Origin of the sequence: Gloeotrichia echinulata CP02 (assembly GCA_038087035.1) — a bacterium.
GTDB classification, from domain to species: Bacteria; Cyanobacteriota; Cyanobacteriia; order Cyanobacteriales; family Nostocaceae; genus Gloeotrichia; species Gloeotrichia echinulata.
On record CP051187.1, the window covers coordinates 4,095,718 to 4,109,087 of the forward strand.

11 protein-coding genes are annotated in these 13,370 nt (G+C 43.3%); 9 read left to right on the forward strand and 2 right to left on the reverse strand.

Translation table 11 applies throughout. The annotated features are described in order from the left end of the window. Positions 1-186 precede the first annotated feature (186 nt). On the forward strand, positions 187-1,335 hold the full coding sequence (locus tag HEQ19_18065) for a transposase (GenBank protein WYM01112.1): 1,149 nt from the start codon (positions 187-189) through the stop codon (positions 1,333-1,335). 13 nt (positions 1,336-1,348) lie between these two features. On the opposite strand, the gene HEQ19_18070 is transcribed toward HEQ19_18065, so the two are convergent. After that, a complete protein-coding gene (locus tag HEQ19_18070) occupies positions 1,349-2,023 on the reverse strand; it encodes a peptidoglycan-binding protein (GenBank protein ID WYM01113.1) in 675 nt (224 codons plus the stop codon). Between the two features lie 329 nt (positions 2,024-2,352). Here HEQ19_18070 and HEQ19_18075 point away from each other — a divergent pair, with 329 nt between their 5' ends. The 8 genes from HEQ19_18075 to HEQ19_18115 all read left to right on the forward strand — a co-directional run bounded on the left by HEQ19_18075 (position 2,353) and on the right by HEQ19_18115 (position 12,450). Then, positions 2,353-3,774 (forward strand): hypothetical protein, encoded by a 1,422-nt coding sequence (locus tag HEQ19_18075; GenBank protein ID WYM01114.1) that lies wholly within the window; start codon positions 2,353-2,355, stop codon positions 3,772-3,774. 265 nt (positions 3,775-4,039) lie between these two features. Further along, positions 4,040-4,501: a ribosome maturation factor RimP gene (gene rimP, locus HEQ19_18080; protein WYM01115.1), complete on the forward strand. Its 462-nt coding sequence runs from the start codon at positions 4,040-4,042 to the stop codon at positions 4,499-4,501. Between the two features lie 182 nt (positions 4,502-4,683). Next, the gene (gene nusA, locus HEQ19_18085) at positions 4,684-6,000 is read left to right on the forward strand and encodes a transcription termination factor NusA (protein ID WYM03488.2); all 1,317 of its coding nucleotides are present in this window, start codon (positions 4,684-4,686) and stop codon (positions 5,998-6,000) included. 148 nt (positions 6,001-6,148) lie between these two features. After that, positions 6,149-6,418 carry a YlxR family protein gene (locus HEQ19_18090; GenBank protein WYM01116.1) on the forward strand — a complete coding sequence of 90 codons (270 nt, stop codon included), beginning with the start codon at positions 6,149-6,151 and terminating at the stop codon, positions 6,416-6,418. A gap of 465 nt (positions 6,419-6,883) precedes the next feature. After that, positions 6,884-10,051 (forward strand): translation initiation factor IF-2, encoded by a 3,168-nt coding sequence (gene infB, locus HEQ19_18100; GenBank protein ID WYM01117.1) that lies wholly within the window; start codon positions 6,884-6,886, stop codon positions 10,049-10,051. 211 nt (positions 10,052-10,262) lie between these two features. Then, positions 10,263-11,489, forward strand: coding sequence for a transposase (locus HEQ19_18105; protein ID WYM01118.1), 1,227 nt, complete (start codon positions 10,263-10,265; stop codon positions 11,487-11,489). Positions 11,490-11,613: 124 nt separating this feature from the next. Then, entirely contained in the window at positions 11,614-12,225 is a 612-nt protein-coding gene (locus HEQ19_18110) for a low-complexity tail membrane protein (GenBank protein WYM01119.1), read from the forward strand. Positions 12,226-12,231: 6 nt separating this feature from the next. Further along, positions 12,232-12,450, forward strand: coding sequence for a hypothetical protein (locus HEQ19_18115; GenBank protein WYM01120.1), 219 nt, complete (start codon positions 12,232-12,234; stop codon positions 12,448-12,450). Positions 12,451-12,528: 78 nt separating this feature from the next. Here the strand turns inward: HEQ19_18115 and HEQ19_18120 are convergent, their stop codons facing one another. Continuing rightward, positions 12,529-13,185, reverse strand: a complete 657-nt coding sequence (locus tag HEQ19_18120; GenBank protein ID WYM01121.1) for a PEP-CTERM sorting domain-containing protein — start codon at positions 13,183-13,185, stop codon at positions 12,529-12,531. Between the last annotated feature and the right edge of the window lie 185 nt (positions 13,186-13,370).

Below are 13,370 nucleotides of genomic sequence, written 5' to 3' on the forward strand. Positions count from 1 at the left end.
TAGAAGAACGGCGGCTCTAGACCCAAGCTTTCGGTAAATATCTGTTGGCGCAATTGCCAAGTATCTCCATGCTCTAAATGAGCAAACCAGCTTTGAATCGATTGAGATACTTTCTCTGAATTAATCTTACCAAAGAAATGGGTTTAAAGCCTCGCCCTTCTAGGGCGACTTTGATATAATATTGCCATGATTACACTAAAGTTTAAGCTATATGAACACAAAAGGAATAGACACCTGAAACGGATGATCAACGCCGCAGGGGTGATCTATAATCATTGTATTGCTCTACATAAACGGTACTATCGCATGTGGGGCAAACACTTAAACTGTGCAAAACTCCAGTCTCATATTGCCAAATTAAGAAAACGTCATCAATTTTGGCAATCAATAGGTTCTCAAGCAGTGCAAGATATCTGTCAACGCATAGAGAAAGCCTACCAATTATTTTTTAAACATAATAAGAAAGGAGTCAGACCACCGGGTTTTAAAAAGGTTAAAAAATACAAATCATTCACGCTTAAACAAGCAGGTTATAAACTCTTAAGTGGGAATAGAATTAAAATTGCCAATCGAGTTTATCAATTTTGGAAATCTAGAGAGGTAGAGGGCAAAATTAAAACATTAACCATTAAACGCACTGCACTAGGTGAGTTATTTATGGTGATTGTAGTTGATAATGAGTTAGAACCAGAAATTAAATCAACGACTGGTAAAATAGCGGGGTTTGATTTCGGATTGAAGACATTTCTAACTTGCTCTGATGGAACTTTAATTGATTCTCCACAATTTCTCAAGCAATCTCTGAATGCTATTAAGAAAGCTAGTAAGAACCACTCCAAAAAGGTAAAACGGTCAAATAATCGTGAAAGAGCTAGAAAAAATTTAGTTCGTCAACATGAAAATGTTTGTAACCGTAGACGTGATTGGTTCTGGAAATTAGCTCATGAATTGACAGACAAGTTTGATGTTTTATGTTTTGAAACCCTAAACCTCAAAGGTATGCAACGTCTTTGGGGTAGAAAAATATCAGACGTGGCTTTTGGAGAATTTCTCCAAATATTGTCATGGGTAACTAAAAAGAAAAACAAACAACTTGTTTATATAGATCAATGGTATCCATCTAGTAAAACTTGTTCTCATTGTGGGCATATTTTAGAAAATCTAGATTTATCCATAAGACAGTGGCGTTGTCCATCTTGTCAATCAATTAATGGACGTGATGAAAACGCCGCGAGAAATATTCAAATGGTTGGGGCATCAACCATTGGGTTAGGTGATGTTAGACTGGCAAGAGCCAGCAATTGCTGTTTGACCCCAGAATCTCCGCCCTTTTAGGGCGGGGAGTATGTCAAGGGGTAGCTGTTGGACTAGCTGTTGGACTAGCTGTTGGACTAGCTGTTGGACTAGCTGTTGGACTAGTTGTTGGACTAGCTGTTGGACTAGCTGTTGGGCTAGCTGTTGGTTTAGCTGTTGGTTTAGCTGTTGGTTTAGCTGTTGGGCTAGTTGTTGGGCTAGTTGTTGGTTTAGGTGTTGGTGTGGTAGTCGGCTGTGGGACTACTTTCTTAGCCTCCTCATTCAACTTCTGGCGCAATGCTAAATCGGCAATTCCGGTTTCTTTTAGCTGGAATTTTTTCTGAAATTCCTTCACCGCTGCTTCTGTTTGGGGTCCATAAAATTGATCGCGGGTTAGGGGAGTTTTGGGCTTAAGTACAGCATTTAAATTTGCCTGCAAAATTTGAATTATTTGCCCAGCAAAATTTTGGGTTTTTTGGCCTGCTACCCCATCAACAGGTAGCTTGTAGCCCTTCTGGAATTCCTGAATTGCCTTTTTAGTTTCCGCATCCGTCAACGGTGCATTCGTCACGTTGACTTTATAGCCCAATCCCCGCAACACAGCCCGGAATTGCTTTGGTGTATAGTTAACTTGACTGGCGGCAAAAGCTGTGTCTGAAATCGTTATGCTAGCCGTAACCATGCAGATAGTAGCAATAGTTACACTTGATTTTCCAAACCCACACCACATAATTTAAAACTCCTTTGTATTAAGTCAGCAGAATATAAGCCGGATATAGAGGTATATCAGCAATACGGTTCGGATAACCTCTTGAACAAATAGACCGAACCGGATTGGATTTACAGGTGCATTTTAAGTGTATTTAACATCTTTTCTGCTGATTATTCATGATTTTTGATTAATTAGGGGTTGCTGAATTTTTTTACATAACATATTTTTAATAATTTTTTCATCCATCGAGAGATTGTTATCCAATTAACAGTGGTGATGTTCGCAAAACATTCAAGATTATATAATTTAGATGAACATGCGTATATTGTGTATTATAAAATACAAATATGTCTAAACTCAAATCTTCTAAGTGGGAGCAAGTTTACTTTGAAAGATTGATGGCAATTATTGCCACAGTAAACTTATGTTTAGTTTTGTTTAATTTAAGTTACGTTCCTTGGCGAGATTTTTACTGGCGGAAATTTCCCCAAGTTACCCATATTTATGACCAAGTGAAGGGGATTGAAGCCCATCGAGAAACAAAAAAATATCTGGACACAATAGCCGCACTAGAAAAACAGGTAACTGAAACAGGGTTACAGTCGCAGCAGGTACTCTCAAAGCTGGATGAAATCAGCCGTCTTAGCAGCGAAATGATTGACACAAATCCTTTTGCGGCGGCGGGTAAAAGTGGTAGTCTAGAGAAAATCAAAAATCGGATGCGCGATCGCGTCGGTGAAGAATCTGCCAAAAAATCTTTTAACATTTTTTGGAGCCGGGCGTATTTATCTTCTAAAGACTGGAACCAAGAAATTAATTTTTTCAACCAAAAAATCAGACCGTTGATATCCAGCAACTACTATCGCAAAATCGGTGAAAATGGCGACTTCATTGATGATTTTTGGCTAATTGACATACCATTCGTGGTGATTTTTGCTATAGAATTACTGGGACGTACTGTTTATATCAGACGCCGAAATCCTGGTTTTGGCTGGTTAGATGCTGTGTTGTGGCGCTGGTACGACCTGTTTCTGGTAATACCGTTGTGGCGATGGCTGCGAATCATTCCTGTAGTAATTAGACTTGATCAAGCAAAGTTATTGAATCTGCACCCAGTGTGGCGACAAATTAATCAGGGTATTGTTGCCAATTTCGCTGAAGATATTACAGAAATTGTGGTGGTGAGAGTAATTAACCAGATCCAGGGGTCTATTAACCGAGGGGAGTTAACACGGTGGCTATCACAACAAGAGAATGTGCGTCCCTACATAGATATTAATAATGTCAACGAAGTAGAAGCGATCGCCAATATTTTGGTAGAAACAATCGTCTATGAAGTTTTACCCAAAATCCAACCAGAAATCACTGCCATATTGCGCCACAATATTGAAACCGTCTTCCATCAAGTGCCAATGTACCGTAATTTGCAACTGCTTCCAGGTTTAGGACAGGCACAAAACCAGATCAGTGAGCAACTAGCAACTCAAATCACCACTAATCTATATAACACTTTGGTCAGTGCTGTCAAAGATCCCGTCTCAGCAAAACTCACCAGTCAACTAGTACAAAGTTTCAGCACCGCCTTGGGTGCCCAAGTTCAGAAAAAACACGTAGTTTCAGAAATTCAAAGCTTACTTTTTGACTTCCTGGAAGAAATCAAGCTCAACTACGTCCAGCGCTTATCCCAAGAGAATATAGAGCAAATTCTGGCTCAAACCCGACAGCTACGCACACAAGCACCTGTGCTACCAGATACTAGGGCAAAGTAGAGGGATGGGGAAATGGGGACTACGTGGAAGCCAGCTATGCGTAGTGTCCGCACCAGAAGGGTGGTCGGGGTCAATCCAAAATCCCAAATCCCAAATCCAAAATCGTTTGACTTTTGCCTATTGTTAATTTCTCCCTACTGCCACCAAAGAAATGCGCTAAACTCAATTAAGAGTCGAACCATCTTTGGTTCGGCACAAGACTTCTTGGAAGATATCCCTATCGCAGGAAGTGGGTCGAAGCCCACTTTTTTTATTGAATTCTCGCATGACTCATCCCTTAGTGCCACAAATTATTGACTTGGCCACACCAGTTGCAGAACAACTGGGATTAGAAGTTGTTGGCGTAGTTTTTCACACCAACCAACGGCCGCCAATTTTGCGGGTAGACATCCGCAATCCTGATCAGGACACTGGGTTAGATGATTGCGAACGAATGAGCCGTGCTTTAGAAACTTCCTTAGATGCGGCCCTGATCATTCCAGATAGCTATGTCTTGGAAGTGTCAAGTCCTGGTATTTCGCGACAATTGGTGACCGACAGAGAGTTTATTTCTTTTAAAGGATTTCCTGTAATCATCTCTACTTCTGAACCCTACGAAGGACAGCAAGAGTGGATTGGTCAATTAATTCGCCGGGACCAGACAACAGTTTACTTAAACCAAAAAGGGCGTGTAGTAGAAATTCCCCGCTCCCTAATTACCAGGGTGCAACTGGATGAGCGTAGGTAAATCAGGGACTAGGGTCTAGAGGTTAGGAGGTAGGTGGTAGAGACTAGGGGCTAGGGACTAGAGTGAAACTTTTCTCTAATCCCTAGTCCCTGATTCATAGTTTCTATTCTCTGGACTCTAATTCCTAATTCCTAATCTCTATTTCCTAGTCCCTAGTCCCTAATTTTTACAGGAGATTGCTTATGTCAATGGTTAGTTTGCCAGGATTAAAAGAATTAATCGAAAGTATAAGTCGTGAACGTAATTTGCCTAGGTTAGCAGTTCAATCGGCTATTAGAGAAGCATTACTCAAAGGTTACGAACGTTATCGTCGTGCCCAAAATTTGGAACGCAAACAGTTTGATGAAGATTACTTTGATAATTTTGAAGTAGAACTCGATATTGAAAGTGAAGGTTTTCGTGTTCTTTCTACCAAATCGATTGTTGAACAGGTGGGTAACACCGACCATCAGATTTCCCTAGACGAGGTGCAACAAGTAGCTCCTGAAGCACAATTGGGTGACTCAGTGGTGCTAGATGTCACCCCAGATCAAGGAGAATTTGGTCGAATGGCGGCGATGCAAACCAAGCAAGTCTTGGCGCAAAAACTGCGGGATCAGCAACGCCAAATGGTGCAAGAAGAGTTCCAAGATTTGGAGAGCAGTGTTCTACAAGCCAGGGTCTTAAGGTTTGAGCGGCAATCGGTAATTTTAGCAGTTAGCAGTGGCTTTGGTCAGCCAGAAGTAGAAGCCGAATTACCAAAACGTGAACAGCTACCTAATGATAATTATCGAGCCAATGCCACCTTTAAGGTATATCTCAAGAAAGTGTCCCAAGGGCAGCAACGTGGACCACAATTGCTGGTATCTCGTGCTGATGCTGGTTTAGTGGTTTATTTGTTCGCCAACGAAGTACCAGAAATCGAAGATGAGGTAGTGCGGATTGTCGCCGTAGCGCGGGAAGCTAATCCTCCTTCGCGGTACGTAGGTCCGCGGACAAAAATTGCTGTTGATACCCTTGATCGCGATGTTGACCCAGTTGGTGCTTGTATTGGCGCTAGGGGATCACGCATTCAAGTAGTAGTGAACGAATTACGCGGTGAAAAAATCGATGTGATTCGCTGGTCTCCAGACCCAGCAACATATATTGCCAACGCCTTAAGTCCAGCACGGGTAGATGAGGTGCGGCTCATGGACCCAGAAACTCGCCAAACTCACGTATTAGTGGCAGAAGACCAATTAAGTTTAGCTATTGGAAAAGAAGGACAAAATGTCCGCTTGGCAGCTCGTCTGACTGGGTGGAAAATTGATATCAAAGACAAAGCTAAGTATGACTACGCCGGCGAAGACGCCAAATTTATCGCCGCACGAGCCAAATATAACCTAGAGCAACAGGAGGAAGATGATGATCTAGAAGATGATAGCCAGGAAGAATTAGAGGATGAATCTTATGACACTAGTTATGGAACTGGTTATGGAACCAGTTATGACAGTGGTTATGATAGCAACGAAGATGAATAATTGATCAGCCTGAGAGATTGTCAGTAAGTTGGCGCAAATAAACAGTTCCTTTACTATTGATTATTCCCTATGTTTTCGATGAGATAAGATAGGCGAGTAACAATGAGATTTCATCAGCAAACTGCTAACTTAAGGTAGCAGAAGACCAATGAAACCGAATTATCGGCGTTGTATTAGCTGCCGCCAAGTAGGCTTGAAAGAAGAGTTTTGGCGGATTGTCCGCGTCTTTGGGTCGGGAAAGGTACAATTAGATCAGGGCATGGGCCGTTCTGCCTATGTTTGTCCTCAAGCTAGCTGCCTACAAGCGGCTGGGAAAAAAAATCGGCTAGGGCGATCGCTACATGCAACAGTGCCAGAAACACTGTACCAAACATTGTGGCAGCGACTAGCCCAAAGCAATACCCAAAATCAAATTTAATGTCAAAAATTTGTCGCGGTGATCCCCAGAGGAGTTGTGCCAATAGCCGAACTAGTCGAGCTAGCAACATACCCTCTGGTTTGCTAGGGTTAGTGCCAAAATAGTAAATGGGTGTAGTTAGCCAAAGCCTCTCCAAAAAAAAGAGCTAGAAGCAATGCCCCCAAAAAGTTTTACTAGATTGTGTTGTGGAAGACTCAGAATCAGCAAAACAAGAAACTACAAATTGGCTTCCTGGTAGCGCTCAGGCGCAGTTCGGCGTCAAAGGGATAGATAATAAATTCTTATCGATACCCCTCACCCATCATTCCCGGTGGGGATGCCAGTCTTAAACCGAAACATCTCTCTTTCCTGATTGGAGGCACCGGCAACATCTGTAACGGCTACCAAGAAACAGTAATCAAAGGATGGAGATGTCGCATACCAGGCAACCATCCGCTAAAACTGTAAATTAAAGGGGAAGAGTGGATGAACAACGGCAAAGTTAGAATCTACGAATTATCAAAGGAATTGAATTTGGATAACAAAGAGCTATTAGCAATATGCGACCAGCTCAACATTGCAGTCAAAAGCCATAGCAGCACGATTTCAGATTCAGAGGCAGAACACATCCGTTCGGCGGCGGAAAAACTCGCCGCTACGAATGGGTCCCCCAAAAAAGATATTGGTCCTACTAGTCATAAACCAAATTCACCTCAAACTGGCTCTCGAAACCGACCTGCTCCACCACCTCACAAACAACAAATTTTGGAAATCCGTAAACCCAAAATATTGAGAAATCCTACCTCCAACGCCCCAGAGGCGTCAGTTGCTACTAATAGCCAAGTTGCTTCTTCCGAAGTTAATTCTGCTTCACCTCCAAAGCCTTTCGCTACACCTGTCTCACCCATGCAGCCGACGGCACCAACTCGACCAGTACCCCGGAATTTGTCTGAAACCCCACAGCAACCAGCTGTGTCTGTCTCAGATGCCAAACCAGCGCCTAATACCCAGCCTCCAGAGAAAATAGCGGCCCAAAAACCGGAAAAAACCGGCACACCCAGACCGAAACCGGAAAAGCCCGTAAAACCTCAACTGGTAGCCCCACCTTCTCGACCTGTGGCAGAAGAACCACAGGCCGTGGAGTCGCCAAGTACGGGAATCAAACCGATCCTGAAACGCGAAAAGTTACAGCGCGAAGAAGAACGTAGTGATCAAGGAAAACCTGAAACAGGAAAACCAAGGATCGCTAAACCGACAACTGACCAGGCCCCACCAACATTACCGCAAAAACAGAGTCGTCCCACTTCGGCACCAGTAAAACCGGAGCATCGGGGAAATCGACCATCGGGGCCAGCACCATCATTCACAGAACCACAGCGACCCAGCCGTCCAGTCCGTCCGTCAGAACCTGTCGCCGCCATGCCGATCGCAACTCCACCAAGGCCTATGCCTGGTGGTGGAGCGAAAACTGCGCCGGGTGACGATGCTGTGATCCCTGGCGACATCATTGATTTGAAACGCCCCACACCACCCCGACTAGCTAAGGGCGGTAAAAAGTGGCAGGAAGAAGAAATTATTGATGAAATCAAAGAAAAGGCTGGCAAGGGAGTCGTCAAAGGTAAGCGAGTCAAGCCGATCTTGGATGATGATTTTGAAGAAGATGATTTTGAAGAAGAAGGTCTGGAAATTCCGGCTACTGTTCAGGTCAGTCTTTCTATTGCCCGTCCTCCCAAACCAAAATCTAGCAGACCTGCACAGCAACCAGCATTAGCTGTAGCCGCTCCAACTGCTAAAGGTAGTAAAAAATCTTCTTCTCGCGATCGTGATCGGGAGCGCGATCAAAACCGTCGCCAAGAAACAGAAACCAAGGTCGAACGTCCAGCAAAAGTCGTGATCACAGGACCGCTGACAGTGCAAGAACTGGCAGAAGTCTTGACCGTAGCCGATACAGAGATTGTGAAAATCCTGTTTATGAAGGGCATGGCGGTGAGTATCACCCAAAACCTGGATATTGCGACTATTACCCTGGTAGCTAAAGAACTAGAAGTAGAAGTTGAAACCGCTGAACCAGAAGCAGAAGCCCGGAAAATCACGGAAATGATTGACGTGGCCGACCTGGAAAACCTCCATCGTCGTCCGCCAGTAGTGACGATTATGGGTCACGTAGACCACGGCAAAACTACCCTCCTCGACTCGATTCGCAAAACCAAAGTGGCAGCCGGTGAAGCTGGTGGTATTACCCAGCACATTGGTGCATACCATGTCGATATCGAACATGAAGGTAAACCACACCAAATAGTATTCCTGGATACCCCTGGTCACGAAGCCTTTACGGCGATGCGGGCGCGAGGCGCAAGGGTGACAGACATTGCCGTCTTGGTAGTAGCTGCTGATGATGGTGTCCGTCCCCAAACCATTGAGGCTATTAGCCATGCTCAAGCCGCTGAAGTGCCAATTGTCGTCGCTATTAACAAAATCGACAAAGAAGGGGCACAGCCAGAGCGGGTCAAACAAGAACTCACCCAGTATGGTCTGACCGCCGAAGACTGGGGTGGTGAAACCATCATGGTTCCCGTCAGCGCTATCAGGGGCGAAAACCTGGATACCCTCCTGGAAATGATTCTGCTGGTAGCAGAAGTAGGAGAACTATCTGCCAACCCAGATCGTTCTGCCAAAGGAACCGTTATTGAAGCACACCTGGATAAAGCCAAGGGAGCAGTTGCTACCCTGCTGATTCAGAATGGCACCCTGCATGTGGGAGATATGCTAGTCGCCGGTTCAGCATTCGGTAAAGTCCGCGCAATGGTTGACGACAGAGGTAAACGGGTAGACGTTGCTAGTCCTTCCTTTGCTGTCGAAGTCCTGGGGTTAAGCGATGTGCCAGCCGCAGGTGATGACTTCGAGGTCTTTGCTAATGAAAAAGAAGCCAGATCCCTGGCCGCTGAACGCGCCGACAAACAACGTCAATCCCGCCTGTTACAAGGACGTGTCACTCTGACAACCCTATCAGCTCAGGCTCAAGAAGGCGAGTTAAAAGAACTCAACTTGATCTTGAAGGGAGACGTGCAAGGTTCGGTGGAAGCTATTGTGGGATCGCTCAAGCAAATCCCCCAAAACGAAGTCCAAATTCGGATGCTGTTGGCTACTGCTGGCGAAATCACCGAAACAGATATCGACTTAGCTGCAGCCAGTAACGCGGTCATCATTGGCTTCAATACTACCTTTGCCAGTGGCGCCAGACAAGCCGCCGATGAAGCGGGTGTTGATGTTCGTGAATACAACATCATCTACAAACTCCTAGAAGATATCCAAGATGCCTTGGAAGGTCTTTTGGAACCAGAGTTGGTGGAAGAATCTCTCGGTCAAACCGAAGTCCGCGCCGTCTTCCCAGTCGGTCGGGGTGCGGTTGCTGGTTGTTACGTACAATCTGGCAAACTGGTTCGTAACTGCAAACTGCGGGTACGTCGTTCCGGTAAGGTAGTCTATGAAGGCGTCCTTGACTCCCTCAAACGGATCAAAGAAGATGCACGGGAAGTCAATGCTGGTTATGAATGCGGTATTGGCGTTGATAAATTCCATGATTGGGCTGAAGGTGACATCATCGAAGCCTACCAAATGGTAACTAAGCGCCGCACCCTCACATTGACTAAGTAGTCGTGAGGATAAAATGGTTAGGAGTTAGGAATGATTCAGTTATGAGTTAACAATTCATAACTCCTAACTCCCTCAATGGGGGTAAATGCAGTTCCTGAAAATCTACCTAATTCTCCTCAATACTCCTCATTTTTATAGCTAGACGTGAATAATAAGGAGGTTTTTTGGCTGTTGATTGTGAGCCAGATCAACTCAATAGTATAATCAATACATGAAGCTAGTTGAACGTCATATCATCACAAAAAACCATCCTTTTTGGACAGACATTGACCACAGAGCTTTTTTGTCGAAAAATTTGTTTAACTTAGCTAATTACCATTATCGTCAACACTTTTTTCAACACCACCAGAAACTAAACTTTAACCAACTCTATCACCAATTATCTCAAACCAACGACTACAAAGCCTTACCCACCAAAGTTAGTAAGCAAATCATCAGAAGATTAGATTCAGCATGGACAAGTTATTTTGCCGCCTTGAAATCCTGGAAACAACATCCAGATAAATTTTTAGGACAACCGAAAATTCCTAAATATAAAGACAAAACCAAAGGGCGAAACATCTTACCATATCCTGATGAAGCCATCTCAAAAAAAGCCTTAAAAAAAGGAATTTGTCACCTGTCCATGAGTGAAATACAAATTCCCACATCCCAAAATGTGATAATTGAGGTGAGAATTGTTCCTAAAAGTAGTTGTTATTTGATAGAAATAGTTTATGAAAAAGTAGAATCGACAACCAATAATCAACAAATAGCGGGGATAGACTTAGGAGTTAATAACTTAATGGCTGTAACTACAAATCAGACAGGTGTAGCACCTATACTGATTAAAGGCAGACCACTAAAAGCAATTAATACCTTTTATAACAAACAACGTTCCCGGTTACAATCTAGAGCTTTAATTCAGCATCATCAAACCAATTCCCAAAGATTAAAAAATCTGACTCATAAACGAAACTGTAGAGTAGAAAACTATCTACATACAGCAAGTAGAAGAGTCATCGACTGGTGTGTACAGCATCAAATAGGAATCCTGGTGATTGGGCATAATATCCAGTGGAAACAAGGAATTAATTTGGGCAAAAAGAATAATCAACAATTTGTGAATATTCCACATGAACGGTTAATAAAAATGTTAACCTATAAAGCCCAATTAAAAGGAATAAAAGTCATCATTACGGAAGAGTCTTATACATCCCAAGCCAGTGCAATAGATGGGGATGTTCTACCTAAATATGGGGAGAAAAAACCTCAATTTCAAGGGCATAGGATAGCGAGAGGATTGTATAAGACTGTTGATAATAGATTATTAAATGCCGATGTGAATGGGTCATTTAATATCATCAGAAAAGTAATTCCTGATGTCTTAGACCAAGGAATAAAGGGTTTGCCGTTTAACCCTGTGGTGGTTGATCCGCTACGAATGACTAGGCTTTAAGCCTTTGAGTAGGTTTGAGTAGGTTTAGTCAAACGGTGGTTAGAACGAACAAAGAAGTCCAACAAAAAAGATCAGTTATGAGTTAACAATTCATAACTCCTAACTCCTAACTCCTAATTTTAATATGCGCTCATTTCGCTTGGAACCAATCTTATGGATTCACGTCGCTGGATTAGCGACGCTGCCGATTTCTTTGCTACTGTGTTTATTGTTTTTATCAGTAGGTGAGCCGCTTTTACCTGTATGGTTGGAGCTATCTTTAGTCGCCGCCATTGGCGTTGTTCCCCTACTGTGGATGCAATTTCGTCGCCCTTTTTATATATTTGCTATTTTGGGTGTAGCGCTCAAACCAGAAAATCTGACTGAGCAGCAACGGAAAATTCTTGGTTTAATTAATACAAATTTTAATCGTGTGCTGGCTGTATTGGCAGCCGTGTTTTTAATAGGGGTGCTGTGGCAAATTTACCAAGTTGCACCATTGGTAGCCAAGGTGGCCAGTTTTTTACCCCAATGGCGCAGCGTCGGATTATTGCTTGCAGCTATAGCTTTTTTGGTCAGCAATCTGTTTTTGCAAATTCCCGTGAGTGTAGCACGAGTTTTGGTGACGAATGACACAGAATTTGCTGCCCTAGAACCATTACCTTTAGAGAAGATTCAACAGAATTTCACGATTTTAGGGGTGCGGGTTAATAAAATCTTGCCCCAGTTGACTGTTAAAGTTAAAACTGAGGAATGAAAAACTATGGCTCAAATTCAAGCTTCTAGCGATGCCTTCGGCGGGCGTAGCCATCGCCCATTTGCTCATGATAGCGAAATTTGGGACGGTCTCAAATTCGCGATCGCCGCTAGTTCTGGTTTCCAACGCTGGCAACTAGAACACAGTGCCCAATTACACGCGCTTCCCCTAGAACACCAGGTACAGCGCTATTTGCGGGAAACTCTAGAAACTTTAGCTTATTAAACATACCTGTCTATTTTAGTAGGGGCACGGCATTGCCGTGCCCCTGGTGTTGCATCTAAACGATAAACAAGATTTAACCTAAACTTTGGCGCTAGCTTTAAGATTCTTCTGTTTGCAGAAGCGACTAAGCACAAAACCACCCGCTATCAATGAACCCAATATTGTTGATGGTTCGGGGACAGGTGCAGCATTGTACTCGAAGTTATCTAAAGCAAAATGCTTGCCATCACCATTATAACCTGCACTAACACCGCCAGAGGAAGTAAATTTTAAATTGTCGATGCCAAGGTAGTTGAAGGTGAACTTTGTTGGGGATGTAGTATTTACAGTTACAGTTTGTGAATACTTAGGTACACCGCCTAAAGATCCCTTAACCAAAATATTCAAACCATTGTTCCAAGAGCCTGTGAGATAAGTACTGTTGAAGTCAAATTGACCATGATCAACACTTACACTGGCAGGGGTTCCAAATCCATTGTACGCGACGTTTGGTGTGGAGACGATTCCATTGTCATAACCTGATGAATCATAAATATTGAGCGTCCCATTCAAGTAATAAAAATTATTCCAATTCAATCCTTGGTAGCCGTTGGGAATTGGTGCTTCATTACCAGACAAATCGTCAAACGTCACAACAACCGCCTGTGCTTGACTCATTCCTAGTGTTCCCAGCGCAATCAATACTGTTCCAGCACAAGCCAGCGATACCTTTTTCATGAAATTTGAGGTAATCATGTAGTTTTTATCCAAAAGAGTCAAAAATTTACACGTAATAAGGGTATTGACACTGCTTAGAGATGACAGATACAGAAATTGGGTATCAGTTATTAGGCGTATGTTAACCGTGTTTTCTCGCAGCAAAGCCAGACGCCAATTGGTGTCTAGTTTCTCGTTATGAAGCTGATAACTGATTAGTTAAA

Bases quoted from the DNA above. Each gene is read 5' to 3' on its own strand.
- HEQ19_18065 (WYM01112.1), top strand. From the start codon at position 187: ATGATTACACTAAAGTTTAAGCTATATGAACACAAAAGGAATAGACAC.
- HEQ19_18070 (WYM01113.1), bottom strand. From the start codon at position 2,023: ATGTGGTGTGGGTTTGGAAAATCAAGTGTAACTATTGCTACTATCTGC.
- HEQ19_18075 (WYM01114.1), top strand. From the start codon at position 2,353: ATGTCTAAACTCAAATCTTCTAAGTGGGAGCAAGTTTACTTTGAAAGA.
- rimP (WYM01115.1), top strand. From the start codon at position 4,040: ATGACTCATCCCTTAGTGCCACAAATTATTGACTTGGCCACACCAGTT.
- nusA (WYM03488.2), top strand. From the start codon at position 4,684: ATGTCAATGGTTAGTTTGCCAGGATTAAAAGAATTAATCGAAAGTATA.
- HEQ19_18090 (WYM01116.1), top strand. From the start codon at position 6,149: ATGAAACCGAATTATCGGCGTTGTATTAGCTGCCGCCAAGTAGGCTTG.
- infB (WYM01117.1), top strand. From the start codon at position 6,884: ATGAACAACGGCAAAGTTAGAATCTACGAATTATCAAAGGAATTGAAT.
- HEQ19_18105 (WYM01118.1), top strand. From the start codon at position 10,263: ATGAAGCTAGTTGAACGTCATATCATCACAAAAAACCATCCTTTTTGG.
- HEQ19_18110 (WYM01119.1), top strand. From the start codon at position 11,614: ATGCGCTCATTTCGCTTGGAACCAATCTTATGGATTCACGTCGCTGGA.
- HEQ19_18115 (WYM01120.1), top strand. From the start codon at position 12,232: ATGGCTCAAATTCAAGCTTCTAGCGATGCCTTCGGCGGGCGTAGCCAT.
- HEQ19_18120 (WYM01121.1), bottom strand. From the start codon at position 13,185: ATGATTACCTCAAATTTCATGAAAAAGGTATCGCTGGCTTGTGCTGGA.